The organism is Agathobaculum hominis, assembly GCF_014288055.1.
Classification (GTDB): Bacteria; Bacillota; Clostridia; order Oscillospirales; family Butyricicoccaceae; genus Agathobaculum; species Agathobaculum hominis.
Genome location: NZ_JACOPK010000001.1, coordinates 264,389 through 288,631, shown reverse-complemented (window position 1 = coordinate 288,631; position 24,243 = coordinate 264,389). Strand labels below are relative to the sequence as shown.

Annotated in this window: 21 protein-coding genes and 1 pseudogene; 5 read left to right on the top strand and 17 right to left on the bottom strand. The window is 52.6% G+C overall.

Features of this window, described 5'->3' with window-relative positions; all coding sequences use genetic code 11:
• Positions 1 to 99 precede the first annotated feature (99 nt).
• Genes H8S02_RS01390 through H8S02_RS01370 form a run of 5 tightly spaced genes read right to left on the bottom strand, consistent with a single transcriptional unit; the run spans position 100 to position 5,452 of the window.
• Complete coding sequence (locus tag H8S02_RS01390; protein ID WP_186968896.1) at positions 100 to 996, bottom strand: hypothetical protein; 897 nt, start codon at positions 994 to 996, stop codon at positions 100 to 102.
• Positions 986 to 1,528: a hypothetical protein gene (locus H8S02_RS01385; protein ID WP_186968895.1), complete on the bottom strand. Its 543-nt coding sequence runs from the start codon at positions 1,526 to 1,528 to the stop codon at positions 986 to 988. Before H8S02_RS01385 ends, H8S02_RS01390 begins: the two co-directional genes overlap by 11 nt.
• Entirely contained in the window at positions 1,525 to 2,565 is a 1,041-nt protein-coding gene (locus H8S02_RS01380; protein WP_186968894.1) for a replication initiator protein A, read from the bottom strand. The genes H8S02_RS01385 and H8S02_RS01380 overlap by 4 nt, the downstream gene beginning before the upstream one ends.
• Positions 2,562 to 4,580: a VirD4-like conjugal transfer protein, CD1115 family gene (locus H8S02_RS01375; RefSeq protein WP_186968893.1), complete on the bottom strand. Its 2,019-nt coding sequence runs from the start codon at positions 4,578 to 4,580 to the stop codon at positions 2,562 to 2,564. Before H8S02_RS01375 ends, H8S02_RS01380 begins: the two co-directional genes overlap by 4 nt.
• On the bottom strand, positions 4,577 to 5,452 hold the full coding sequence (locus H8S02_RS01370; RefSeq protein WP_186968892.1) for a hypothetical protein: 876 nt from the start codon (positions 5,450 to 5,452) through the stop codon (positions 4,577 to 4,579). Before H8S02_RS01370 ends, H8S02_RS01375 begins: the two co-directional genes overlap by 4 nt.
• A 6-nt stretch (positions 5,453 to 5,458) precedes the next feature.
• Here H8S02_RS01370 and H8S02_RS01365 point away from each other — a divergent pair, with 6 nt between their 5' ends.
• Positions 5,459 to 5,662 (top strand): hypothetical protein, encoded by a 204-nt coding sequence (locus tag H8S02_RS01365; protein ID WP_186968891.1) that lies wholly within the window; start codon positions 5,459 to 5,461, stop codon positions 5,660 to 5,662.
• Between the two features lie 121 nt (positions 5,663 to 5,783).
• On the opposite strand, the gene H8S02_RS01360 is transcribed toward H8S02_RS01365, so the two are convergent.
• Genes H8S02_RS01360 through H8S02_RS01335 form a run of 6 tightly spaced genes read right to left on the bottom strand, consistent with a single transcriptional unit; the run spans position 5,784 to position 12,801 of the window.
• Entirely contained in the window at positions 5,784 to 6,389 is a 606-nt protein-coding gene (locus tag H8S02_RS01360) for a hypothetical protein (RefSeq protein WP_186968890.1), read from the bottom strand.
• Entirely contained in the window at positions 6,382 to 9,042 is a 2,661-nt protein-coding gene (locus H8S02_RS01355) for a TraG/VirB4 family ATPase (protein ID WP_186968889.1), read from the bottom strand. The genes H8S02_RS01360 and H8S02_RS01355 overlap by 8 nt, the downstream gene beginning before the upstream one ends.
• Positions 8,978 to 9,358, bottom strand: coding sequence for a PrgI family protein (locus H8S02_RS01350; RefSeq protein WP_186968888.1), 381 nt, complete (start codon positions 9,356 to 9,358; stop codon positions 8,978 to 8,980). Before H8S02_RS01350 ends, H8S02_RS01355 begins: the two co-directional genes overlap by 65 nt.
• Positions 9,351 to 9,647 carry a helix-turn-helix domain-containing protein gene (locus H8S02_RS01345; protein WP_186968887.1) on the bottom strand — a complete coding sequence of 99 codons (297 nt, stop codon included), beginning with the start codon at positions 9,645 to 9,647 and terminating at the stop codon, positions 9,351 to 9,353. Before H8S02_RS01345 ends, H8S02_RS01350 begins: the two co-directional genes overlap by 8 nt.
• Positions 9,648 to 9,656: 9 nt before the next feature.
• Positions 9,657 to 10,880, bottom strand: coding sequence for a C39 family peptidase (locus H8S02_RS01340; protein WP_186968886.1), 1,224 nt, complete (start codon positions 10,878 to 10,880; stop codon positions 9,657 to 9,659).
• The gene (locus tag H8S02_RS01335) at positions 10,855 to 12,801 is read right to left on the bottom strand and encodes a hypothetical protein (protein ID WP_207722038.1); all 1,947 of its coding nucleotides are present in this window, start codon (positions 12,799 to 12,801) and stop codon (positions 10,855 to 10,857) included. Before H8S02_RS01335 ends, H8S02_RS01340 begins: the two co-directional genes overlap by 26 nt.
• Before the next feature lie 128 nt (positions 12,802 to 12,929).
• Here H8S02_RS01335 and H8S02_RS01330 point away from each other — a divergent pair, with 128 nt between their 5' ends.
• Entirely contained in the window at positions 12,930 to 13,196 is a 267-nt protein-coding gene (locus tag H8S02_RS01330; RefSeq protein WP_186968884.1) for a type II toxin-antitoxin system Phd/YefM family antitoxin, read from the top strand.
• Positions 13,189 to 13,497: a type II toxin-antitoxin system RelE/ParE family toxin gene (locus H8S02_RS01325; protein ID WP_186968883.1), complete on the top strand. Its 309-nt coding sequence runs from the start codon at positions 13,189 to 13,191 to the stop codon at positions 13,495 to 13,497. The genes H8S02_RS01330 and H8S02_RS01325 overlap by 8 nt, the downstream gene beginning before the upstream one ends.
• 1 nt (position 13,498) lies before the next feature.
• Here the strand turns inward: H8S02_RS01325 and H8S02_RS01320 are convergent, their stop codons facing one another.
• A complete protein-coding gene (locus H8S02_RS01320; RefSeq protein ID WP_243166350.1) occupies positions 13,499 to 13,876 on the bottom strand; it encodes a hypothetical protein in 378 nt (125 codons plus the stop codon).
• A gap of 78 nt (positions 13,877 to 13,954) precedes the next feature.
• Here H8S02_RS01320 and H8S02_RS01315 point away from each other — a divergent pair.
• Both H8S02_RS01315 and H8S02_RS01310 read left to right on the top strand, forming a co-directional pair.
• A pseudogene (locus tag H8S02_RS01315) lies at positions 13,955 to 14,140 on the top strand (TnpV protein); the annotation flags it as partial.
• 132 nt (positions 14,141 to 14,272) lie between these two features.
• Positions 14,273 to 14,677 carry an LptM family lipoprotein gene (locus H8S02_RS01310; RefSeq protein WP_186968881.1) on the top strand — a complete coding sequence of 135 codons (405 nt, stop codon included), beginning with the start codon at positions 14,273 to 14,275 and terminating at the stop codon, positions 14,675 to 14,677.
• Positions 14,678 to 15,022: 345 nt separating this feature from the next.
• Here H8S02_RS01310 and H8S02_RS01305 read toward each other — a convergent pair whose 3' ends face one another.
• The 5 genes from H8S02_RS01305 to H8S02_RS01285 all read right to left on the bottom strand — a co-directional run bounded on the left by H8S02_RS01305 (position 15,023) and on the right by H8S02_RS01285 (position 24,228).
• Positions 15,023 to 15,805 carry a class D sortase gene (locus H8S02_RS01305; RefSeq protein WP_186968880.1) on the bottom strand — a complete coding sequence of 261 codons (783 nt, stop codon included), beginning with the start codon at positions 15,803 to 15,805 and terminating at the stop codon, positions 15,023 to 15,025.
• Positions 15,806 to 15,884: 79 nt separating this feature from the next.
• Positions 15,885 to 17,204 (bottom strand): ATP-binding protein, encoded by a 1,320-nt coding sequence (locus H8S02_RS01300; protein ID WP_186968879.1) that lies wholly within the window; start codon positions 17,202 to 17,204, stop codon positions 15,885 to 15,887.
• Positions 17,205 to 17,397: 193 nt separating this feature from the next.
• Complete coding sequence (locus H8S02_RS01295) at positions 17,398 to 18,540, bottom strand: hypothetical protein (RefSeq protein WP_186968878.1); 1,143 nt, start codon at positions 18,538 to 18,540, stop codon at positions 17,398 to 17,400.
• Between the two features lie 21 nt (positions 18,541 to 18,561).
• Positions 18,562 to 23,634 (bottom strand): SpaA isopeptide-forming pilin-related protein, encoded by a 5,073-nt coding sequence (locus H8S02_RS01290; protein WP_186968877.1) that lies wholly within the window; start codon positions 23,632 to 23,634, stop codon positions 18,562 to 18,564.
• Positions 23,635 to 23,706: 72 nt separating this feature from the next.
• On the bottom strand, positions 23,707 to 24,228 hold the full coding sequence (locus H8S02_RS01285; RefSeq protein WP_186968876.1) for a CAP domain-containing protein: 522 nt from the start codon (positions 24,226 to 24,228) through the stop codon (positions 23,707 to 23,709).
• Between the last annotated feature and the right edge of the window lie 15 nt (positions 24,229 to 24,243).

The window sequence follows — 24,243 nt, the reverse complement described above, 5'->3', positions numbered from 1 at the left end:
TCTTGCACAGTTCAGGTGTGCGCGGTAGTATGGATGGTTGAGCGGGTACGACTAAAAAACAGTGAAAGGGGATACAAGATACATGAAGGCCATACGACCTTACAAAATCTTCCCCCTGATTTTCCCTCTCAGCCACCGCTTTTCGTCCACGAACGACCGGATCTGCACGACTACCCTATCCCCTACTCTGAACTCGTCATCGCTGAACTGCTGCGCGTAGCGGCAGACCACCGTACAGCCATCGGTCAGGCGGCAGAACACACCGCCTGCATATTTGCTGGAAATGGTAGCAATGCGGCTGGAGCCTACGGGATGCCGCAGTTCAGCGTGAACATACGGGTCCGTGCCGACATCGCGGACGGACAGGGCAAGCATATCCTCGCTCACGCTCAGCACTTTAGCCTGCAACTGCTGTCCGGCGCGGTACTCCTCGCGCATATCGGCCAGATAGGTATAGCTCATTGCCTGCTGTCCCATCGTCACATCAAAGCCGCAGGCTGTCACTGTAATGCGAGTCGGACCGCAGGCCAGCACAGATGCCGAAATCACATCGCCCTCGCTGATATGCTGCACGTTCAGCGCGTGCCAGCGCTGCTGCTCCAAAGCGAGCGAACGCGCCGCGACCGCACATTCCCCCTCACGGTCTACGCCGATGATGATGTAGTCGATTTCCGCGCCAATCACGCTGTTCGGGTTGATGCCGGTCGGCTCCAGCCAGAACAGCGGCAGCGGGATCAACACCTTCACCAGATGCCGCATGACTACCATGCAGGTCAGCTCCTGTTCCGCGTCCTCATCGGTCGGGAACGGAATGGTTTCCAGACCAATTACCGTGTTCCGCAGCAGCGAACGTGAAGAAAACGAAGCGTAAATCGCGTTCCATTCCTCGCGTTCCTCGTCAGACAGATTGCGGTCAAGCTCTGCAAACGCAGTCGCATTGAACTCTCTGCGCGAGGTCGAAAGACGTTCCAGCAGTTCTCTGGTATCAATTTTCATGGTTTTTCCCTCCGTTATGTTGTTTCAGTGTCAGTTTTCCATTCTGCTCCGGATACGCCAGCAGACAGGACAGATCAGACGGTATGCGCCCGGCCTGCGTCGCGTCCTCCAGCAGCAGAACCGTGAGCGTGGATGCAGGCTCTGCGACAATATCGCGCTCCGGCAGTGCGAATATTTTCTGTTCCCGCGAGAGAAAAAACACTCGCGCCAGCAGACCGGACTGCGCTCCCAGTGCGTACAGCGAATTTCGCGCTGTGCGTTCAAAAATCGGCAGCTCTCTTGGGAAAATCGCCAGAATGAGATCTATCGCATTCGGGATAAACGGCTCATATTGCGGTCCGGCTGCCGAGATCACGCCGTCAAATTCCCGCAGATAACCCGCGTCCCGAAGCTGGCGGCAGATGGGGCCTATCGCGTTAGGTGAAGTACCAAACTGCCGGTGCAGCAAGGCCAGCGCCTGACTTTTCCGCATACAGCCGGTCTTTTTCAGCACTTCCAGTAGGTATTTCTGCTCCGGACTCCAAAATCTCATGTGGGAAACCTCCGTTTCAGGCGATTTACCACCGGATCAAGCATTTCCTCGCTGCGGGACTCCATCAGACAGCTGAACAGTACCTTGGCGGCATACACAATGGCGTTCCTGCGGATTTCCAGATCATTGGCCTGTATCCGCAGCACCGCCGCCTCGGCAATCTCAAAGGTCAGTCCCCACAGCTTTTCGCGCACATAATCCTGCGGATAGGTGCAGTTGCCAATGCGAAGCTCGCTGCAATAATACAGCCAGTGCAGGCAGTCGTCCAGCAGATTGCGTTCCGCATCTACAAAATCCTGAAATTCTGCTCTGCGCTCTATCTCCTGCAATTCCGCACGTTCGCGTGTACGACCGATGAACGAACTCTCCTCAGTAAAACTGTTTTCTGTATTTCTTATCTCTTTCTTACTTGTGTGCGGTTTCGGCAGGTCTTGAACTGCGGTTTCCGCACCTCTTGATGTGCCGTTTTCGCAGGTCTTGCACTGCAATTCCGGCAGGTCTGATGCAGCCGTATATAACGGTTCTGCGTCCGTATCCGGCATTTCGGAGCAGTTTTCCTTGTTGCTGTCCATATCATCTTCATTTTCCAGACCTGCATTTTCGGCAGGTCTGTTTTCGTTTGCGGAGAACGGTGCGCAGTCGTAGGCGAACGACGCTTTTTCGGCGAAAACCACTTCGGCAAGATAAATACGGTTCGGCAGACCGCGCCCCTGCCTCTGCTCCCAGACAAGGTGCTTTTCGGTCAGCTCCTTAAAGCAGGAAATCGCCTTGCGGTACGAGATCTGCATCTCCCCTGCTAAATCTTCACGGGTGTAGATGACATAGACCTCGCCGTAGCGGTTCACCCAGCCGTTGCGCCGGGAAAGCTGAAATCGGTTGAGCAGAAACGTGTACGCTACCTTGCTTTCCAAGGTCATATCCGAATAGCCGCTGTCGCTGAACAGCCAGCGCGGCATCTGCATATGGTAATACGATATGATGTTGTTCAGCTTCATCAGCCCGAAGGATGGGCGATTTTCGTTATTTTCCTGTTTCATATGTCTTTTTCTCCTTTGTTCAGTGCGTCTTGTATTTCTTGCAGCTGCTGCGCAGTCAGTGCCGGAGCGGAACAGCCTTCCTCTTTTTCAAAGTGAAGCAGATTGGCATAAACAGCTTGTGCAGCAGACTGCTTCGGCTGTTTTGTCTGCGTTTTGCGGGGCTCTTCTTCCACCTCGTCCGTTTTGCCATGATACTTCGCGATAGACAATGTTCGCAGCTTTTTGAAATCTGCAAACTCCGGCGGCATGACCTTATACAGCAGCATGGGAAGCTGCCCGCGCAGCATGACGATGCTTTTCGCATTATCCAGCCTCAGTACCTCGTCCGGCTGCATCAGCGCCCGCTGGGTATTGCTTCGCGTCTGCGAATACGGACGGGACAGGTTCGCCACCGGCGAAAACAGCGGTGTCTGCGGCTGCTGATTATTTGTAACGCGAATGGTGGTCATGCCGCATTTTTCGCTGACGAACTGCGCGCTTGTCGTATCGTTCACGCCAAGACAAATCGTCGCGTCACAGCAGGCCGTGATCTCCTCCCATTCGCGGCGCGGATAAATATCGGCGAGCTGTGCAATGGACTGCACGATGACGATACAGTTCATGCGGAAACCGCGTGTAAACGCGATGGAACGCTTGAAATCGCCCAGTTTTCCGATGGATGGAAACTCGTCCAGTACGAAATTGACCGGCACCGGCAGCTTGCCGTCCTCTGTTTCGCGCCGCGCGTACTGCTCCAGCCGCGAAAATATCATCGTGAAAAACAGCGAGGACAGAAATGCGTAAGTATGATCCTGTGCGGACAGGATACAGAAATAAGCGCAAGGCCTGTGTCCGGGGAGCGTCAGGTCGATTGTGCTGTCGGCCGTGAGCGCGTCTACCAGCTTGTCCTGAAAAACATTCAGACGGTTGCCCAGACCGATCACGATATTGCCGCGTATGTTCTCCTTTGCCTGTAAAAACAGTCCGTAGGGGCCTTTGGCCGGGTGTCCGGCGGGCAGCAGCTTGATCTCACGGTCGATTGTTGCCAATCCATTATCGGTCAGCAGCGAAAGTATCCGTCCAAGCCGCCTCTGTGACAGAGGAAGCACGTTTCCCGAAACGTCTTTATCGTTCTGCACATAATACAGCAGTGCGGTAAGCAGGTTCAGTTCGGCTTTCGCCCAGAAATCCCCGGCTTCTTTCTCGGACGAGGTGTTGTTGATGATGGTAGCCGCGATGATCGGAATCAGGCGTTCGTCATAGTCGGCTTCGCCGATGCAGTTCCAACGGTCGGAGTGTTCCATCTCAAGCAGGTTGAACACGCGGACTTCGTATCCCATATCAGCGAGATAACCGGCGGTGCTTTCATACAGCTCGGCTTTTGGATCGGTGAGTATCATGCTCTCTCTGCGCTTGACGCACTGGAAGATCATAGGACGAACAAAACCCCAGCTTTTGCCCGTGCCCGGTGCGCCGATCACCAGCATATTTCCGGCAAGACCGCTTTTGCTGCTCGATGCGATGTACAGCGAAAAGCGGTTGTCGTCCAGCGGATCATCGCGGTGCTTGCCGTATATCGTGCCGGTGAGGTCGTCCAGTCTGCCTGTTTCCAGTACCGCTTTCATTTCCTCCGGCTTCATAAAGCGCGAGGTGCCGTGTGTGCCGTCCGGCAGAATGTCAAAGCCGCGTTTGTCGTGTACCGGGTGGTATCCGGACAGCCAGTTAAAGCCTCTTCTCGTCAGCAGACACGCCAGAACGAGCAGTGCGGCGGTGAGTCCAAGTCCGGTAAGCGTGAACGGCGCGATCAGATTGCGGAACGGGTTCACCACCCAGATGCTTGCGATATCGCTTTCTGCGTTGAAAGACTGCCGGATACCGAGCCGCACCGAGTTTACGATCATGCCGTAAAAGTACCAGCCCATGCCGCCGAGGACGGCATGCAGCCGCCAATCTGCGCTGTGCTTGGCTTTCCAACGCTCCAGACGCTTATTCAGGCGTTGTTCCAGTTTGGCAATCCGTTCAGAAAGCGGTGTCATAGGTCAGCACCCATTTCCAGAATACAGAGAGCCTGTTCGTCGATCACCGCAACATGGAAAAACGGCGGCGGAAAAATCTGCGACAGAAAGCGCTTCTGACTTTCAAATGCGGCAAGCAGTAAACCATGATAACCTGCTGCTCGTGCCTGCTGCGCCGCGCGGAATACCTGACGCAGCTCCATGTCCGCGACAATGCGGGCCGGAAACTGAAAGTCCGCGCTGAAGAAATCGCAGTCGGATAAAAGTGTGCCTGTTATCGGTGCGCCGAGCATTTTCGCCAGACGGGGACGGTAGTTTGCCACCTGCATCAGCCGAAGCTGCAATACACCGTCCTTGTTGCACGGTAGCAGATATGCCGGACTGATCTGCTGATAGAACCGGGCGTAGCTGACGCGCTTGCCGGTGCAGCTCGTCTGTTCTTCCAACAGTGCGCGGTAAATATCCGTGTAGCTGCTCCCGCACAGCAGATACGCCTGCTCGGTGCAGCCGCTGCCGAGCATGGCAGACTGCGCACAGTCTATCTCGCGCTGAATGATAACCCGCTGTGCCGTCTGCGGATAATGCACAGCGAACATCGTGCCGCCGAGCCGCAGGAAACCGGACACGAGACTGATGCCTATCGGGTGCTGTCCCTCTCTGCCGCGCAGCACCGATGCCGAGAGGTACCCGCCTTTCTCCCGGAGTGCAGCAAGCGAATTTGCGAACGGGTCAATGCCGGCGGCATACATGGTCAGTATCACAGCGGCGTTTTCAAATCTGCGATTGACACGCTGTGTGTGCCGGTCTGCCTGCATGGGAAATCCCTGTTCGGAGAGCCATGCATAACCGGCCGGTGTCAGCCGCCAGCCGTATGCCGCCGAGTACGGCCGCAAATACTTTTGCTGCACCAGCGCGGTCATAACAGACGGCCGGAAAATGCGGCGAAAATTGTGTTCACACTCACAATCTATGTTCTTGCACCACCCGATGAGCCGCATCACAGGCAGTATGGTTTGTACGCGCAAATAATCACCTTTCCTTCTGAAATTACCGCCCTGTCTTACCAGGTCGCGGTAATTGAGTTTGTGCTTTTGAAAAATTGAGAACTATCAGCATCGGTTTTACTTGCTTTTCTCCAATAACGAAAGAAAATAGAAACGAAAATGTCATTTCATTTCGACCTCCCGCACGGACGGTACTACCGCCCGTGCAGAGGTCCCTTTTTTACCGCCCGATCCACGTTTTTTTCACTTCAAAATAAGGGGCTGCAAGGACCTCGGTGAAGCCCTTTCCGTCCGGTACGCTGTCCAGAATCAGGCTGACCGTTCGGCTGTCATCGTCCTCGAACAGAACGCCTTTCAGCGCGTTCGTCACGCACTTCCATTCCTTGTTGTCGGGATCAAATGTGCGGCCTGTATACCGGCGGTCGGTGTGTTCGGTGATGATAACAAAGGTGCGGTCGTACCACGGGAGCGTGCCGCCCGCCGCACGGTGGTCATGCAGCATCTGAAGCAGTGTACTCTCGATGTAGCCGGTCACGCGCTGGCGGTTGCTCTGCAGGAGCGTATTCAGACGAATGTGTGTCCAGCCGTCACGGGTGACCTCCACCGCGCAGTGTTTCTCGACGTGGTGCGGCAGGATATGCGCCTCACGGCCATGCTTTTCCGGTTTGAGAAACGAGCTGTAATACCGCCGCGCCGAGAGCGTTGTATTCTCCAACGTGCAGAGCAGTTCATTCGCCAGATGGCTTCGCTTGTTGCTATCGTCTGCCTGCTCAAATGCTTTCGTCAGCCGCGTCAGCTTTTCCAGTTTGCCTTCGAATTCATTCATCGTTCGTAACTTCCTCCTTTGTCGGGTGTCTGCGGCGGCGCGCTTCTTCAATGTGCTGCCGCTGGCGGATTCGAGCGATGTCGCGCGGGTCGGTGGTAATCAGCTCATGCTCGCGCGGCGATGCGATAATCTGCACGCCCAAACGGTTGCGGCCTGCACAGAGCAGTGCCTGTCCGCGTGTGAAATTGGCGTGCATCTGCATTTCTTCGTCCGTCAGGTGGTAGTGCTGCTGAATGAGCGCGGCCTCTTCGGGTTCGGTCATCAGTGCAAACTTGATACGGCTGTTGTTGAGCAGTGCCTTGCCGAATTTGCCGTTTTCCAGTGCGAAGAAGTCCTCTAAGTCCTGCGAGGCGGCGATAGCAGACGCGCCGTAACCGCGCACGGTCTTGAACAGCTCCAGCACAAACTCCGCCGCCTGTGCATTAGAGCCTGCGCCGATCAGCGACCAGACCTCATCGAGAATGACCACCTTGTTCTCCGCGCGTGACATTCGGCAGTAATCCAGACAGATGTCCGCCGCCAGAAGTGTGCCGAACGGCAGCAGTTCCTTGCCGATTTCCGAAATATCCAGCACGATATATTTGTTATTCATGTCAATGTTGGTCATGCCGCCGAGATTTGCCGCCGAACCGGTCACGAAACGGCTGAGAATACCGGCAAGCGATTTGGTTTCTTCTCGTTCGTTCAGTAATTCGTAGAAGTCTGCCGGTGTCGGCTGCGACTTCAGATTGCCATATTCGTCATACAGACTGTCATTATCGCGGGTAATGCCGAAACGCTCATACAGCCGCATGAGTTCCACATCAAGACAGCTTTTCTCGTCCTCGGTCAGACCGCGCCGCAGCAGCGAAAAGTAAATATGCAGGCGGCTGATCTTGTCCGCAAGCAGAGAATCTTCACGGGTGCGGGTGCGCGTCAGTTCGGCGTTTACGTCCAGCGTCCGGCGGCGGATTTCCAGAAAGTTGATGCAGTCCGTAGAGGACGGCGCGAGTTTGATGTACAGACCGCCGATGGCCTCACACGCCGCACGGTACTCATAGCCTTTGTACGGCGCGATCAGGAAAACCTGCTTACTCTGCTGACGATAGCGCATGGCGATGAGCTGCAGCAGGTATGTCTTGCCCGCACCGGACATACCGAGAACGGTCATATTGGCGTTGCTGTATCGGTTGCCGTCGAAAATATCCAGCATACAGACCGCATGATTGCGCAGGTCCTCACCGATGAGGATACCGTTCTGTTCGCAAAGCTCCATCGAATAGAATGGAAATGCGCCTGCCGCACCGGAAAGCAGCGTGTTCCGTCTGGCTTTGCGGGCGATCTCCGGTGCAGGAGCGACTACCGGCAGGAATGAGTGAAACGCCTGTTCCTCCACGTAGTCACAGCGTTTGCAGATAATATCCTGTGATGCGCAAAGGCGTTCGACCTCCGCCAGACGAGTATGCAGCAATTCCTCATTTGCGGCCGTGACCTCAATGAGCGTGTACATATCGTAATAGTCCTCGTTTGCCGTGTTCATCTGCTGCTTGATGTACTGTCCGGCGTAAATCGCGCTGCCCATCTGCTCATAATCGGCGCGGGTGTCGTCTACATCACGCATACGGCTGCGGCTCCAGATGGTGGAGTTTGCGACTTTCGGCAGTATTTTCTCGCGCGGACGGCGAAGAAGGGTTGTCGAGAGAGAAATACCATCACCCATGCCGACCAGTGCCGCCAGCCAGCCACCGCGCACAAGGCTCTGATAGCCGTAACCGGCAATGTAAAGGTAGGCGTGATACACGCCGTCTATCACCAGATAGTCGCGGTGCGTCATGTCGATCGCGGACGGACAGATGAGGTCCATCACGCGCGTTGTGCCGTCTGACTGTTCGGATTTCAGCTTGCTTTTTTTAGGCTTGCGGCGCTTCTTTCTGCGTTTTTTCTCTTTGCGTGTCGGCTGTTCCGCAATTTCGGCATTTTCTTCAACATCGGTTTCTTCCGGCATATCCTCTGTGGGAATACCGAAATAGTCCTCCATCATCAGCCGGAAATCCACCGGCAGCTTGATGTTCCGCGCGGTCTGCTTGCACAGCATGGAAAAGACGGTTTCTACCATCTGATTGTCGATGTACTGCGGTTCTGCAACGGTCAGCCCACAGCGGGCAAGATAGCCTTTGGCGGTATCCGCAATCTGATAAAGCGCGTCTGCACGCTGTTCGGGTGTCTTGGCCGCCGGAGCCATGTCCGGCTCAAAGCGATACGCCACGAAAAAACGTGTCGTGAACGCGCCGCCCTGGATCATGCCGCGCACCTGCTCGATATTGTCCTCAATACACGCGCGACAGCTTGCGTCCGTTTCGGTTTCGGCGTACTCGTTCATACGGCGCGTGTACTGCTCCACATCGACCGGCTGTGACAGGCAGAGAAACTGTACGCTGCTCGGCGCGATTTTGAGCCATGCGGCCAGTGCGCCGACGATACGAACACGCTCTGCGGTGCTTTGCAGGAAAAAGTTCATTGGCAGCACTTCAAACAGTCCGACCAGTCCGCCGTCCCTTGTGTGAATGATGCCGCGGTCTATATCTGCAATCGGCAGACTGCCTTGCAGGTCATCGCTTGCAGCGGCGCGCTTTTGCGGGCTTTGTACGCCAAAAATCGCATCTTTTATGGTCATATTTGATCATTCCTCCCTTGTTCAAGATAATTCTGCGGTGTCTGCGCCAGCGGAAATATACGCTGAGAAAGCGGCTGAGCGAGTCGTCACGGATACCGAGCAGCGCAAAGCCGCAGACCGGTACCAGCAGGCACAGCGAGATCACCAGCTTTATCGTGAGCGACACCGCAAGCTGACGGGCGATCAGCATACAGAGACCGAGTGTCGGCGCGGCGAGCACGACCGCTTCGATGCAGTTGCGCAGTTCAAACATACCGAATACGCGGCCTGCATCGGTGAAATTCGCCGGAATAAAGTAAGTATCCTCGTTATCCATCTGCAATCACCTCGGTTTCCGGAACAGCCAGAAACAGCCGTCCTTTCTGTTCGCGGTAGTCCGCGATGGCGGCGGCCGCGTTGGCATTGCGGCGCAGCAGCACGACTTCCAGTGCGCGCGTGAGCTGTTCTTCGATATGTGGTGTCAGCGGACAGTCCATCAGCTCGATCTGACTGATACGCTGGATACTCACGCTGCTGGCCTGTGCCAGTTCCGCCAGTGAAATACGGTGCTTTACACGAAAAACTCTAAGTTTTAGAATTTTATCGCTGCGATATTCAATTCCCATTCGTTCCTCCTAACCCAGTACCCAGAAAGGCCCACCGGCGGCGGAGCCCTTGTTGCACTCGTTCAGAAAAATATTGATGTCCCACTCCTTTTGACTGCGTTCGTAGCTGGCGCAATCCGCAACCAGGATTTTGCCTTGGCTTGTGATACCGCGCAGCACGATGAAATGCCCACCGCGCGTGAAATGCCCCTGACTCATGATCGCCACGACCAGTTTCCCGTCCTGCAAAGCCTGAATCAGCTGTTTTCTGCTCTGCCCGATACCGTGGCAGGGTACGCCCCAGTGCGCCGCACCGTCCGGAATCAGGCTGTGATAACTGCCCGAACCCTCGCAGCGATGGCCGGTCTTGACCGACCACTCGCAGACCGCGGGCGGCGTGACCGTCTTGTTCGTCAGCGTGGAAATGCAGATAGCAAGCGAACTCGGTCCGCAGCCTGCGCCCGCAATCGTGTTGGTGCGGCCGTACATCTGACTTCCCCAGCGGCTGTCATACTGGCTGAAATACACCACATTTTTGGAATTTCCGCGTCCGGTGAATACAATATCGGACAGATCTTCGTCTGCGGTGTTGTCCGAGGAATCGACCGGCGCGGCGTAATCGCTGTCTGCAATCGTGTCCGCAATCAATGTCGCCCAGTCGCGCTGCTGTTCATCAAAGGCCAGCTTGTCCATCAGCTCGTCCGGTGTCATGTCGTAAATCATCAGAATGTACCCGACGAGTTTGCCGTCCGTGTACTTCGGTTCCAGTTTGTACTGCATTTTGTCTTTCATCGTCTGCACGATTTTGTCCTCATCGAGCAGAGCAACGTCCTGTTCGTGCAGGACTGATGTAATGGCAATCTGCCAGTAGTCATTCGTGTTCCCGAGCCGGGTTTCTACCGAGATGAACCCGAGGTCTTTCGGCAGGAGCGACACGAACAGTTCTACGGCCTGCTGCTCCAGCGACCGCTGACGTTTCCACGAGGCGTTCAGTGTCTGCGCCTGTGCGGTCATTTCCTGTATATCGGCAGATTTGACGCTTGGCGCGTCAAAAAGATTGCACGGTATTGCCGCGAGAAACAGCAGCGGTAAGCCGAAAATCACGGTAACTGCCGCAAGCATGGGTCTCACAAGATGCTTTCCGGCTTCGATTGCTGTGGCAGCTGCCGCGCCGTGCGGTCCGCCGGACCATGCGGCGTGTGCGATGCGTGCCGCCGCAACTGCTCGTTTACGGCTTGCGTTTTCGTCCTGCATGGCGTTCACCTCCGTTCTGCGGTATTATGTTGTTTGATTTCACCGGTTCGGCACTGCGGCGCAAGGTGCGCGGCTGACTTACCGGTGAAACGGGATTTTTCGGCGCAGTCTGTGCTTTCGGCGGCTGAACTGTGGGTTTCACGGGTGAAACCGGAGAAATATTCGGTCTTGCGGCGGCAGAAGTGCCGCGGTTGCGCTGCGGTGTAATGTCCGGTTTGACGGCAGCAGAATTGTATTTTGCCTGCGGTGCAGTATCCGATCGGACAGACTGCATATTAGATATTCTGTGGCTCGACTCTACATTCTGTGCAGTGCCGCCAAGTTGAGCAGCCTTCGACGCTACGGCACGTTCAGATGTCTGCATGATTGCAGAGGAACCATAATTTTCGGTATTGTGGCCAAAACTGCTGACCTTGGTTTGTGCAGAAGAATGATTTTCTGTATGCTCTGCGGTTTTCACTTCACGAATTCCTGCGGGACGCGGCGGTGTTACCGGACTGATACGTCCGGACTGCTGACCATGCGTGCCGCCGTTTTTCTCGGTCTGTGTGCTGTGTTCGATGGACTGCGGCTGAACCGAAGTATTTTCCGCGCTATGTTCCGCCGCCTGCGGTGCAATAAAATCGTGCGACATGGCACTATGCACCGAGGTTTGCGGTGTATTTTGTGAAGTGCCGATATTCTGCGCTCCTTGAACAGCCGATGCGCCGTGCGGGACAACCGGCGGTCTTGCGGACTGCGGAGAAACCGGCGGCGGTGTTTTCGCAAAATCATGCGGCAGGGGCCGTATCTGCGGCGCGACCGGTGTAATTCGCGCGGCACCGGAATGTGCCGGATTGCTCATGGTCACAAAATCGCCGTCCGTGAAATCGTCTGCGTCAATGCTGATGTCTGCATATTGATGCGGCATATGGGACGATACAGTATGCCGCGCAGACGAACCATAGGAAAAATTGCTGTTCTGCTGCGTATTGTTCTGCGTACTGCTGCCAGACGATGCAGAAAGCTGTGAAGGCTGTCCGTTACCGACTTGTCTGCCCATGCCATAGGCCAGCGGGCCGGACGGCGGAGCCGCAGCCGTATTGGTGGGGTGCGGCGGATTCGAGATTGTATTTTTGATAAACGATGCCGCGTGATGCACCAGCATGGCACTGAGCATACCCGGAACGTGATGATGCCCCAGCGGGTCGCCGGTGATAGCCGGATTGAGTCCGATACGCAGGATAATGCTGTCCATCTTTTTCGCCACGCGGACAATGCCTGTGATGAGCATGATCCACGGCACGATTGCCGCACCGGTTGGCGAATTGGACATGGCGGACAGCAGCATTTTCACGAACATCACGTTCAAAACCATCAGCGTACACATAGATGCAAACATTCTCAGCCAGCCGCGGAAAATCTCTGCGGTGCTTTTCGAGCCGCCCATTGCAAATGCCAGCGGCGCGCAGTAAATAAGTACGCATAGAATGACATATCGCTCCGCGACCTCGAAGAACAGCTTGATGATCTGCCACTGGATATACACATTGACTACGATGACCACCAGCCAGCCCGCGTTTGGCAGTTCGCTGAAGAAATCCTCGTTGAATGGCGTGAAAGTCACGGCTTTCGGCACTTCCAGCATCCGCATGATAACGGCGGAAAGGCTGAGCGCGATGTCGCATATCTGCCTGCTGCACACAAGCAGAAAGCTGAACATAGCCGTTCGCAGAAACAATCGTCCCGGTTCCTCGGCTTCAATGCCGACACCGGAGGCCATGGAGCGTAATGCCTGATACGCCAGATTGCCGATGAGCAGCGCCCAGCCGACCGCCAGCAGAATGGTGGCAATATCCTTGACGACCGGCACGCGGGACGCAAAATACGAGGTATCTACGCGCAGCAGTGTCATAAGCTGCCGGAGCAGTTTCTCCACCATCTCGTACCACATCGTTGCCAGCCATTCGAACAGCGCTTTGATAAGTTTTTCGAGAATATGATGACCCCCTCTTGTATTAAAAGCAGAATACTCATATAATAATAGTAGAATAAACGGAGGTGTCTGATATGAAAATAAAGTCTTCTACCACGTTGAGAAATGATTACAATACTGTGTCCAACTTAGCACATGAAACGCAGGAACCCATTTATATTACCAAAAACGGAGAAGGTGACGCTGTTTTTATGAGTGTTGATGCCTTTGAAAACCGTGAAAAGGTTTTGCAGCATCGAGCAGCTGTCCTGGAAGCTGAATTTTCCCGCCTGAATGGCGAGCCCACTTACTCTGTGGAAGATGTTCGTGCCATGCTGAAGGAGAAATATACGAATGCCTAAATATAATGTGCGTATTCTTACGCCTGCATGGCAGGATATTGAACGGATCGCTGATATTCATTTGTCGGCAGTGGGTCCTCATTCGGCAGAAACTATTACCAATAAGTTGTTGGACAAAATCGACCTTTTAGCCGAGCAGCCGCTGATCGGACCGTTGCACTCAGATGACTTTTTAGCTATGCGGCAATATCGTAAGCTGATTTGTGGCAACTATATTATTGTGTATAAGCTGATTGACAGTACGGTATTCATTTATCGTGTCGTTGATGGACGAACAAATTATCCCAAACTGCTTTATTAAATTACTCCAGCGTCGCCAGACCGTTGAATAGCGGACGAACATAGGCGATAAAAGCTCCAATGCCGTTGATAATGACCCACGCGAGCCAGACACGTTTAAGCCAGTCCCAAGCCTGATCTGCTTTCTGCTGCGTGCCGGACATTTTTGCGCCGATGACTGCAACAGCGGACATCAGACCGGCGAGCACCGTGGAAACGCCTGCGATTTTGGTGTAAACGTCTTTGATAATGCGGTTTGCGGCGGTCCACATATCTTCGACCGCGAAAGCGTGCGGCAGATAAAGGGCTGCCAGAAGCAACAGAATCAGTGCAATGCGGTACGCAAGAAAAACGCGCCGCATAAGCTGCGAATAGTTGATAGAAAGATGGATTTTGTTCATAATTTCAAAGGTTCCTTTCGATAAAATTTGACGCAAAAAAAAGAAAAACGGAAGCTGAATAGCTGGGTGTACGTAAGACAGTATTGCGCTAAGATTGACGAAGCGGCACGAAACCGCATGAAGCTGATCGTGCGGTCACTGGCAGAGCAAAACGGCGTGACCGAGCAACTGAAAGCTGAAAACCAAATGGAATGGGTGCGGCAGATGAACGCTTGCAAGGCACAGGCAGAGGAGATTGTGAAAGCGGAATTGATTTATGATTGAGCGAGAAAGTCCGGGCAGAAAACTGTTCGGACTTTTCTCATATATCCAAAATGACGGTAGAATTGTTCACAATTTTATGGTATAATTTGAATGCGAAATTAAGCAACAAATCGGGATTTAAGGAGGTCTTGTATGAAGAAAATAGTATGTACAATGCTATGTATTATGCTTTTATTTGGTTTGAGTGCTTGTGGTGGAGATGTCAGTGAAGTAAAAACTCATAATGTTGAATCTGAGAGCTATTCAGAAGAGGATATTAAAGCCGCTATTGACACAATAAAAAAGGAGTTTAAGAGTGACTGGAAAGGATGCACTCTCACAGAAATTTACTATGCCGGAGATGACTGCGCGAAAGATCATAAAGATTGGGCAGACAGAAACAATGCAGATGAAGTCATTGTTTTATTATCTTCATTCGATGTTGATTCATCTGGTGGAGACGGGTCTTTGAATCCAAATAGTACATACAGTGATTGGAAGTGGATTTTAGTTAGAACAGATGGCGGAAAGTGGCAGCATGTTGACCATGGATATTAAGTCAAATTCCAGTTTGTCGAACTGATAAAATCCCTTTAGGAACTAAAGGGCGCACTTCTATACTCTCCTATCGGGAGTATGTGCGTCCTGCGGAGCTTCATTCCCGGTCAGCAGAAAAAAACTGCCCGACCGAGAATGTTTCGTCACGACCTTCCGTCAAGGTGGCTACACCCCCTTGCGCCGCTTATGCGGCTATCCCTTGTGGACTTGCCGTCCGCAAACGGTTTTGACAAACCGTTTGCCGCCAGCAAGTTTGAAGATTAGACATAAACAAATCCTCCGCATGGTCTAAGCCATACGGAGGATTAACTGTTTTACGGACACCCGTCTATGAGCTTCCGTTTCTTATTTAATTTCCTGACCGACTACGCACAGCCGATAAGACGGCTCGTTGGCAATGCAGGTCAGCAGGGTGATGCGATTGTCTGCGGTGGGATTGAGAACGGCGGTGTTTATCGCCGCAATCCGTCCGGCCGAGGTAACGCGGTACGTCCGTACACCGAGCGAAGTGCGGTAGGTAATTACATCGCCTACCTGCACGTTCTTCAGCGTACCGAAATACGGCCACGAGCCGCGATTGTGGCCACAGAGGGCAACATTTCCATTCCAGACCGAAGTACTGTCTACATGGCCGGCACCTTTCCGCATACTTTCGTATGTTGCACCGGGATAGACATACGCGAACAGCTTGCGATTGCCGATGGATACCGCACCGAAATGACCGTTTGTGACGGTGAGCTGCGTTTGAGCCGTATAACTGCCGCTTTCCGCGCCTGACAGCCGATTGAACGACACGTTTTCCATGCCGTTCAGCTTTTCGTCTGTGTTGATCTGCTGCTCTACGGCGTCACCCCACGGATCAACATACGAACCGACCGGAATAACAGGTGAGCCTTCGCGGGGCGCTGTGCTTTCCGCACCCGTCCCCATACCGGCGGACGGAACAATGATAGCTGCACCGCCGGAGTTGTCCGCGCTGTCAATATCCAGCGCACGATTGGACGATGTGGGTGCGTAGAAATGATTCGGATACAGGTCTGCGGAGTAGTGATACGCAAAGGCAGACGCAAACGGGAACGTAAAAATGCCGCACATGAACGCCGTGCAGCATAACAGTTTATGTTTCATGGAAACCTCCTCCTAAATGAAAACCTCGCCGCTTGTAATGAACGGCGAGGTTTTTGCGAACATAATTGAATAACGTAGTTTATAGGGCTTTTAACAGGAATGCCATATACAGAGGGAGTGTTAGAATCTGGTCATTGCGCCCAATATTATAATCTCCAAGTTTAATAGCATGGGAAACATGATATTTTTCCGGGTGACGCAGGATGGTTTTAGTGCTTTTGGTGTTTCCATCCGATGCTTTGACCTCTACAAGTGTACATTCACCGTGATAGCGAATGACAAAATCAACTTCCAAACCAGAGTCCTTATGGAAATAATATAGCTTGCGTCCCATCTTCGAGAAAATATCTGCTATTAGATTTTCAAAAATAGCACCTTTATAACCATATAAATTTCCTTGCAGAATGTCATATTGTGTACCATCTTCCAGCATACTTACAAACAATCCTATGTCACGCATATATACCTTAAACATATTTTCGATTGAATTGCCGTCCAACGGTAATTCGGTGATAGAAAGGTTGTAACAGCGCGTGATGATGCCGGCTTCTTCAATCCACTGAAGACTGCCTGCATATTTAGAAGAGGTAGCTCCTTTTTTGACAAGTGAATACTGGAATTTTTTATTTTCTTTAGCCAGTTGACGAGGAATGGACTCAAAGCATTCTGTTATGCAGGATTTATCTTTTTTATCCGCATATTTTATCATATCATCTTTGTATGAGCGCACAATATCTCGCTGGATTTGCAGCACACGATCCAACCGATGCGTATTGATAAAAGCGTTTACTGCGTCAGGCATACCGCCAACGACGGCATATTGCAGCAAGAGTTGACGCATACGATGATGCAATGCGTCAGGAACTGGTTTTTCCTCTGACAGACAGTTTTCCAGTATAGAAGTCAGCGGAGGTTCAATTCCATTTGCCCATAAAAATTCTTCAAAATCCAGCGGATACATATCGATTACAGTTTCAGACCCTACGGGCACGGATTTTGGTTCCTTTCCGTAACCCTTTACACCGAGCAGCGAACCGGTAGCGATGACATCGTATCGCCCGTCTATACGGAAAAATTTCAAGGCGGTGCGTGCCTCGGGGCAATCCTGAATTTCATCCAGAATCAGCACGGTTTTGCCCGTTTCAAAAATTGCGTTTTTCCCAAGAAGAGCAGACAGCATCATTACGATATTATCCGGTTCCAGTGAACCGGAAAAGACAGAGGCATAGTCGGGATTTTCAAAAAAATTCAGATATACAACATGCGCATAGTTTTTCTTGGCAAAATCCAACACAGAATAGGTTTTTCCGCACTGACGGCATCCCTTGATAATCAACGGCTTATGCTCCGGATCGTTTTTCCAGTCTATCAGACGCTGTTCAATTTTTCGTTTCAGCATGAGATTACCTCCATCTGATATAGATATTATATAATCATAGTATATCCGAAACAAAAACTTTTTACAAGGGACTTTAGCTCAATAGCGCAAACTTTTTCAAGTGACTTTTCCGCAAAATCATCAACTTTTTCAAACGACTTTTCGAGAGAAGTATCAACTTTTTCAGGGGACTTTTGCTAAAAGCAGCAATTTTTCATATTCTCACCCCAAACGCATAATCGCTTCCCACGAACGACTCAACTACATGATGCTGTGCCTCACCGCCGGTTTCAATGGCAATATCGCGTCCTACGAGGCGTTTTGCCAGCTTGCGGCGCAGAATAACGGTATATTCTGTTTCGGCGTGACCTTGCAGCGCACTCAGCCGTATTTTCGGTGTCCGAACGCGCACGAATTGGCGGCTTACCACATCGTGAATGCGGCGTTCCTCGTTGTAGACATAGACGCGCGCCGTGTGCCAGAGAATGTATCGAACGATCAAAAACACCAGCAGGAGAACGCCCGCGGCGCAGACAATTACGATCTGCGAAAGCGTTACATCGGGATCTAAAAACGGCATGACGGGTATTTTGCTGCCGACATAAGTTACGGTATACGTCACATGATCCACGCTTGTTTTTGCAATTTGCCCGCGATAAACGGCCCTGGCTTGATAGCCGGTCGCAACCTGTCGGCTGGTGTAGGTAGTTTTACTGTAAACCGCGGTAGCTGTCCAGCTGTTCGGTACATCGGAGTCCGACACATTGGCCGCCTCTGTCCATGTCAAACCGGTGCGCGGCAGGCTCAAACCGTCTGCCTGAACCGCTTCGGGGACGAGCGAACGGTCATTGTACGGCAAGGTGTAACTTTTCGTGACGCTGTGCGGGTGACTGTCCGTTACGGTTTTGTATCCGGTCGCTTCCACCTTGATGCTCTGCAAATCAAGCGTTAAATCACCGATAAACCCGTCCTTAGCATAGGTTTTCGTGACCGGAAACCGGTCAATAACCGTCGCTAAATCGGCAGAGGGTGCGTCTATCGTTACCATGTCCTCCGCGTCCTTTGTATCGGTTTTATACTGTATCGATTTGTCCATACGGTCATAGCGATACCAGTAGCCGCCTTGCGAAAACGGTTCCTCTTTGAGTGCCGCCGGATCAAAGTCCGGCGGCATTTCATATGTTTTCGTCAGCGTAGGAATGCCGTTTATCTCAATCGGTTCTACCGCGACCGGCGTATAAACCGCGTGATCGCCGGCTAAAAGCACCTGTTCGGTTTCATCTGCTGCGCCTGCCGCACCGACGAGCAGTGCGGCCAGAAGTGGCAGAATCAGCCACCGTATTCTCTTTTTCTGCATTGATTTCCCTCATTTCCGTAATCAATAGCCGGTTTTCGGCAAAGTCGGCTTGGTGTAAATCGGTGCACGATGAATTTTCGTCACCCATGCACTGGTGGAGTTATCCCATTCGCCCTGATACGAGCCGCCGCAATCCACACGGTTTGTAATATTGTATCCATTTGCCATATACGGCGGCACATAGACGTAAACCGTTGCCTTTTCCGTCATCTTGAATCCGGCGGGGACGGTGGCAAACTCATAGCGAATATCGGTCACATACTCACCGATTGCCAGTTTGAGCGAACCGGAATCCACCTTGAACGAATAGCGGTTGGTGGAAAGCAGGTTGTCCGCAAGCGTTCGATACCCGTTTTTGTTCGTCTTATAGGTGATCTTATACCATACTCGCGTATTGTATGTGCCGGTGGTAATCGTGCCTACGCGAACTGCATCCGTCGGGATTCGGTCATGCCAGAAGAAATTATTCAGCGGCACATTGGACTGATTTGCAACATTTGTGATGTCATAGCGCATATTATTGCCCGCATCTACCGTGTAATTTCCCGTTTTCTTAATGCTTGTTTTGATGCTTGCGGCATCGTTATACATCTCGATGCGGACCACATCGCCCTCGACCTTCAGTTTGACTTCAACTTTCTGCGTGTTGAGCTGATAAAATCGCGGAGCCTTAATTTCACGCACAAAGTAGCGTCCCAGCGGCAGCGGATTGGAGGCTGCTATACCTCGAGAATCTGTGGTAATCGTATCTACGATACGTCCGGTTTCCGCGTTTTCAACCTCAAACACCGCGCCTTGCAGCAGACTGCCTTTGAGCTGATTTGTGACCGGATTATCCTGCGAGGATTTCTTAACCACCTGAATTTGTCCGAGAACCGGCGTGTTTTCCACGACCAGTTCGGTCGTTTCTCCTCGGCGGATACGCAGCGTGCGAACCGTGCTGTCCAGTACATAACCCTGTGCCGCCGCGATTTCCTCGACTTTCAGCTTGATTTCGCTCCTTCCGTCCGTCAGAATGTCGCGCAGCTCGATATAGCCGTCCTGGTCGGTAGAATATTCGCCAATGAGGTTGTTGACTTCATCTTTTACGAGGAAACGAACACCGTAAATGCCTTTCTTAGTTACGGCATCGATTTTCTTAATGCGGATACTTGCCAGCTTTTCATTTTGAAATTCAACGGTCGCCAGCTCACCGGATTTGACAATGACGTTCTGCGGTGTGCTGTCCAGACGATAGCCCTCCGGACACGAAAGTTCCGTGACAACGTAAACGCCGTCCTCCAGACCGCTGACTGTCGCCAGACCGGCGGAATTGGTGGTGTATTTGCCGATAATTTCGCCGTTTGCCTTGGCAACCCGGAACACGCAGCCGCTCAGCGGTTTGTTCGTGCCCTTGATGATTTTGCGGATTTGCAAACCGTAGCTGCGGCTGTTCGAGAAAACGACCTCGTAGATCTGACCCTTGCGGAGCTGCACCGTTTTCGGCGTTTCGTCGATCACATAACCGGACGGCGCTATGGTTTCGGTAATGATATAGGTTCCGGTGTCAAGTTCAGCAAGATGCACAATGCCGTCTGCATCGCTTACAACATTTTCACGGACAACGCTGCCATCGCCGCGCGTTACCTTAAAGGACGCGCCCGCCAGCGGCTTGCTGGTCTGTGCATCAACCTTTTTAATGAGCAGACCGGGTTTCTTCTCATTTTCGAGGGTAAGCGTATAAGTTTTGCCCTTCTCCAGCGATACCGGGTGCGGGGTCTTGTCGATGATGTAGCCGCCGGGGGCCGTTACCTCCGTTACGATATAATCTGCGGCATCCAGTCCCTCGACGAAGGCTGTACCGTCCTCGCTGGTGCGAATATCTTCCTTGACTACATCGCCGTTTGCGCGAGTCAGTTTGAACACAGCGCCAGTCAGCGGCTTCTTGGTTTCGGCGTCGATCTTGGTGATAGACAGTCCCGGCTTCTTGGTGTTCTCAACCGTAATCGAAGTATCCTTATCGGTCGTGTGTTCGATCTCCAGCGGTTTGTCGTTGAGGATATATTCTTTCAGCGTTGCAACTTCCTGCACCTTGTAAGTGCCTGCCGGGGCCTTTTCGATGGTGATTTTACCGTTTTCATCGGTGGTGTAGTCACCGAGCAGCACACTGTCGCGCCAGATTTTGAACTGTACGCCCGCCAGCGGCTGCTTGGTCTGGCTGTCCACCTTAACGACCTCGAACTTCTTCTGTACGGTGTTGTCCACTACGAGATCAACATTTCCGTCCGTCGTATGCTCGATGGTGATCGGTTCCTTGTTCAGCACATAACCGGCAAGAGTGTGATACTCGCGGAAAGTATAAGTGCCGCTGTCTGCGTAGGAAATCGTGAATTTACCGTCTGAACCGGTGGTAAAGTAGCCGATGCTCTTGCCGTCCTTAAGGCCTTGGAAAACAACGCCCTGCAACGGCTTGCCGGTATCCTTGTCGATCTTGGTGACGGTAATGTCCTTCTTCATCACATTGGGAATAGTGAAGAAAGTCGGGTACTCGGAATTGTTTTCGATGGTGAACACCTTTTCATTCAGCACATACTTCGGGTCGGTAATGACCTCCTGCGCCTGATAAGTACCCGGCTCTGCATACGGAAGCCAGATACGGCCATCAGCGCCGGTGGTGTAATTGCCGAGCAGCTTGCCGTCCTTGTAGATGGCAAAGGTTACGCCCTCGATCGGCTTGTGAGTTTCGCTGTCGATTTTCAGAATACCGAAATGCTTCTTGATGGTATTAGCAAAGGTAAGGGTCGGGATTTCAGCCTGATCCTTAATGAGTTCAACCGTCTGATCCGGTGCATCCATGTTGTAATGCTCGGTATCGCCGCCGGTTTCCTTAACGCGGTAAGTACCCGGCTGGAGGTTTTCAACCATCGCTTCGCCGTTCTGGTTGGTCGTTACGGTCGTAAGGTGAGCATCGTTGTAGTACACATCAAACTTCCAGCCGGACAGCGGAACCTTGGTTTCCTTGTCGATTTTCACAATACGGATGGATAATTTTTTTGTATTTGCAACATTGACTTCGCGGATGAGCTGCGTCGGGTCTGCGGTCGGGTCAATGTATACCTCGTGTACCTGCTCGTCGCGGAGATAACCCTGCGGCGGTTCGGTTTCGACTACCTGATAAAATCCCTTGGGCAGATCGTACAGTCCGGCATTGCCGTTTACATCGGTTTTTACGGTTGCAAGTACCTGACCATCGCGGCGGATTTCAAAGGTTGCGCCCTCCAGCGGCATCTTGGTATCTTTGTCGTACTTGTAAATCTTGATGCCCGGTCGCGGAGCGTCCTTAAAGGACAGCTCGATGTCCTTGGAGTTATCCCATGCAAAGGTCTGAATATCCGAACCATCGGTAGCGTAACCCTCCGGCGCGGCAATCTCATATACCTCGAAAGAGCCGGTCGGCAGGTCGCGGCCCTGTACTGTGATTTCTCCGAGTGCGTCCGTAGTGAAGCTGTGTTTATAATCGCTGTCAATGCCTCGAATTTCAAAGGTGGCGCCCATCAGATTGCGGCCATCCGCACTGCTGATTTTGTGGATTTTGAATGTATGGTCAGTGCTGTTTGCAAGCTGCAATTCGATGGTCTGACCGCTTTTCGTGCCGGTGTTGACCGTCTTTGCCGGGAGCAGCGTGTAGCCTTTCGGTGCGGCGGTTTCTTTTATCGTAACGTTGGTATTCAGCGGCAAATCGTTGAAAACCACCTCGCCGGACGCGGAAGAAACGCCGGTCAGTGGTGCTTTTTGTCCGGGGTAGGTCAGCTCAAAGGTACAGCCTGCCAGTCCCGCACCGGCTTCATCGGTTTTCAGGATACGCACGCGAACCGTACCCTGTGCGACCTCCTGATTGACGAAAACAAGCTGTGCGGCAGACTGCTTGACCGCCGGTTCGACCAGAATGACCGGCTGAACACCGCTGGCGTTGGTCGATGCAACATAAACATCATAGCGGTCTACATTCATCGTCGCGGTAACAGCAGTCTGCAACTTGGTGTCTGCCGCGTCCATCTGTTCGGCGGTCGTTTTCGGGATACACAGCAGAAAGGTTTCGCCGTAAGCCATGCCATTGCCGTTTTTGTACAGCGTTTTGTCATTCCGCACATTACCCAGCGTCAATGTGCCGTTTGTGCTTTTTGTACCCGTTTCGCTCATCAGAAATGCGCCGGTCGGCAGTTTGTCGGCTTTGAGCGTGATTTTATTGCCGCGTACAAATGTTGCGGAAGCCGCCGCCATCGGCAGAACCAGACAGATCTGTCCGTCAATCTGCTTTTCTGCGAACACACCGGATTTGATGATACCGCCGGTCAGATTGATTGAGCCGGTCTTTACATTTGCTGCGCTGTATGTGCTGCTGCCCGGTGTATAATTGATCGTGCAGCCGGTCCACGGCGCATGATTTTTCCCGTTCGGGCCCCACACATTGTAGAATGTGTTGCCGTATTCCAGCATCTTGATTGCTGCATACAGTGTCAACGCCTCGGAGGTGGTAGATGCGCTCAGCGTCTTGCCGGACGCGCGGTAGCCGAGAGCCGTAGAACTTGTGTAGCTCACGCCAAAGCTGCTGTTCGCTGCAATCTGTGCATCGCCCAATGCAACCCAGATAGCCGCCTGCGACGCGGAAAAGTACATATCCGCTGTGAAGTTGCTCGCGGTCAGCGGTGCCTGCACCCAGCTGATAAACTCGTTCAGAGTCGTGCGGGAATCGCTGCGTGTCGCCACGCCGTAAACGTGCATATCGGAAACTTTTCCGGTAACGGTATACGGCTTGCCGCCGGTTCCCGGATTGGTTTTCGCATGGTCGGCGCAGTATGCGCGAATTGTCGTGCCATCCGATGCTTTGGTGTACATCGGCCAGACATTGCGCGGTGTACCATTCTGCTGGAACCACGCCTTGCTGACGCCCTTGTCCGCCACATTGTAGGTTTCACCGACCTTGATTTCGATAGCAGAGGCTTTGTTGTCCTCGTCTGCCGCACCGGCAAGCGGTACGCTCACCGTCATGCAGGAAAGGGCGGTCACAGCTGACAGAATAGCCGCTGTGAACCGCTGAGGGAGAGAAAATTTCATAAAATCACCTGTTTCTTTGCAAAATAAAACGAGAGATCGTGAATGACCTCTCGTTTGTGCGGTTAATTCGGATTAAAAGCAGCCGAACGACTGAACCGCATAGAATTGCCCATATTCATTTTGGTCGATAGCCACGCCGACCGCATTGACTTCCTCGCTGAGAATCCATGCGCGGTGCGGCTCAGAGTTCATGAAGCAGTTCATCATGGACTGCGGCGTGGATACGTCTGTACCGCTGAGAATATTCTCGGCGCAGTAATTCTGTGGTGTGATGCCAATTTCGTGCATCAGATCGACCTTGGTACCGTTCGGACGCTCATGCGAAAACGAAACCATGATTTCCTGTGCGCGGACCTGCGCCATCTCGTGCAGGGCATCGTTCGCCTGCGCGGGCGGAAGACCGGCAGTTTCGCGGGCTTCGTTGATTAAATCAAGCATTTCCTGCTCCAGTACGGTAAAATCTTCAGAAACTGCCGGTGCTTCGGTTGCGATGGGCGGAGTGGAAGGTACGGTATTCTTTATTTCCACGACCTGTGCCTGCGCCAATGTGTTGCCTGCCGCGATACAGCAGAGTACAAGTGCCTGTAGGTTCATTTTTCTCCCTCCATG

What these genes read in the sequence shown, in the direction of transcription:
- H8S02_RS01340 (WP_186968886.1), bottom strand. Translation starts at nt 10,880, where the DNA reads ATGCAGGACGAAAACGCAAGCCGTAAACGAGCAGTTGCGGCGGCACGC.
- H8S02_RS01295 (WP_186968878.1), bottom strand. Translation starts at nt 18,540, where the DNA reads ATGCAGAAAAAGAGAATACGGTGGCTGATTCTGCCACTTCTGGCCGCA.
- H8S02_RS01330 (WP_186968884.1), top strand. Translation starts at nt 12,930, where the DNA reads ATGAAAATAAAGTCTTCTACCACGTTGAGAAATGATTACAATACTGTG.
- H8S02_RS01375 (WP_186968893.1), bottom strand. Translation starts at nt 4,580, where the DNA reads ATGACACCGCTTTCTGAACGGATTGCCAAACTGGAACAACGCCTGAAT.
- H8S02_RS01345 (WP_186968887.1), bottom strand. Translation starts at nt 9,647, where the DNA reads ATGGGAATTGAATATCGCAGCGATAAAATTCTAAAACTTAGAGTTTTT.
- H8S02_RS01350 (WP_186968888.1), bottom strand. Translation starts at nt 9,358, where the DNA reads ATGGATAACGAGGATACTTACTTTATTCCGGCGAATTTCACCGATGCA.
- H8S02_RS01380 (WP_186968894.1), bottom strand. Translation starts at nt 2,565, where the DNA reads ATGAAACAGGAAAATAACGAAAATCGCCCATCCTTCGGGCTGATGAAG.
- H8S02_RS01310 (WP_186968881.1), top strand. Translation starts at nt 14,273, where the DNA reads ATGAAGAAAATAGTATGTACAATGCTATGTATTATGCTTTTATTTGGT.
- H8S02_RS01290 (WP_186968877.1), bottom strand. Translation starts at nt 23,634, where the DNA reads ATGAAATTTTCTCTCCCTCAGCGGTTCACAGCGGCTATTCTGTCAGCT.
- H8S02_RS01390 (WP_186968896.1), bottom strand. Translation starts at nt 996, where the DNA reads ATGAAAATTGATACCAGAGAACTGCTGGAACGTCTTTCGACCTCGCGC.
- H8S02_RS01385 (WP_186968895.1), bottom strand. Translation starts at nt 1,528, where the DNA reads ATGAGATTTTGGAGTCCGGAGCAGAAATACCTACTGGAAGTGCTGAAA.
- H8S02_RS01355 (WP_186968889.1), bottom strand. Translation starts at nt 9,042, where the DNA reads ATGACCATAAAAGATGCGATTTTTGGCGTACAAAGCCCGCAAAAGCGC.
- H8S02_RS01335 (WP_207722038.1), bottom strand. Translation starts at nt 12,801, where the DNA reads ATGGTGGAGAAACTGCTCCGGCAGCTTATGACACTGCTGCGCGTAGAT.
- H8S02_RS01360 (WP_186968890.1), bottom strand. Translation starts at nt 6,389, where the DNA reads ATGAATGAATTCGAAGGCAAACTGGAAAAGCTGACGCGGCTGACGAAA.
- H8S02_RS01320 (WP_243166350.1), bottom strand. Translation starts at nt 13,876, where the DNA reads ATGAACAAAATCCATCTTTCTATCAACTATTCGCAGCTTATGCGGCGC.
- H8S02_RS01285 (WP_186968876.1), bottom strand. Translation starts at nt 24,228, where the DNA reads ATGAACCTACAGGCACTTGTACTCTGCTGTATCGCGGCAGGCAACACA.
- H8S02_RS01300 (WP_186968879.1), bottom strand. Translation starts at nt 17,204, where the DNA reads ATGCTGAAACGAAAAATTGAACAGCGTCTGATAGACTGGAAAAACGAT.
- H8S02_RS01325 (WP_186968883.1), top strand. Translation starts at nt 13,189, where the DNA reads ATGCCTAAATATAATGTGCGTATTCTTACGCCTGCATGGCAGGATATT.
- H8S02_RS01305 (WP_186968880.1), bottom strand. Translation starts at nt 15,805, where the DNA reads ATGAAACATAAACTGTTATGCTGCACGGCGTTCATGTGCGGCATTTTT.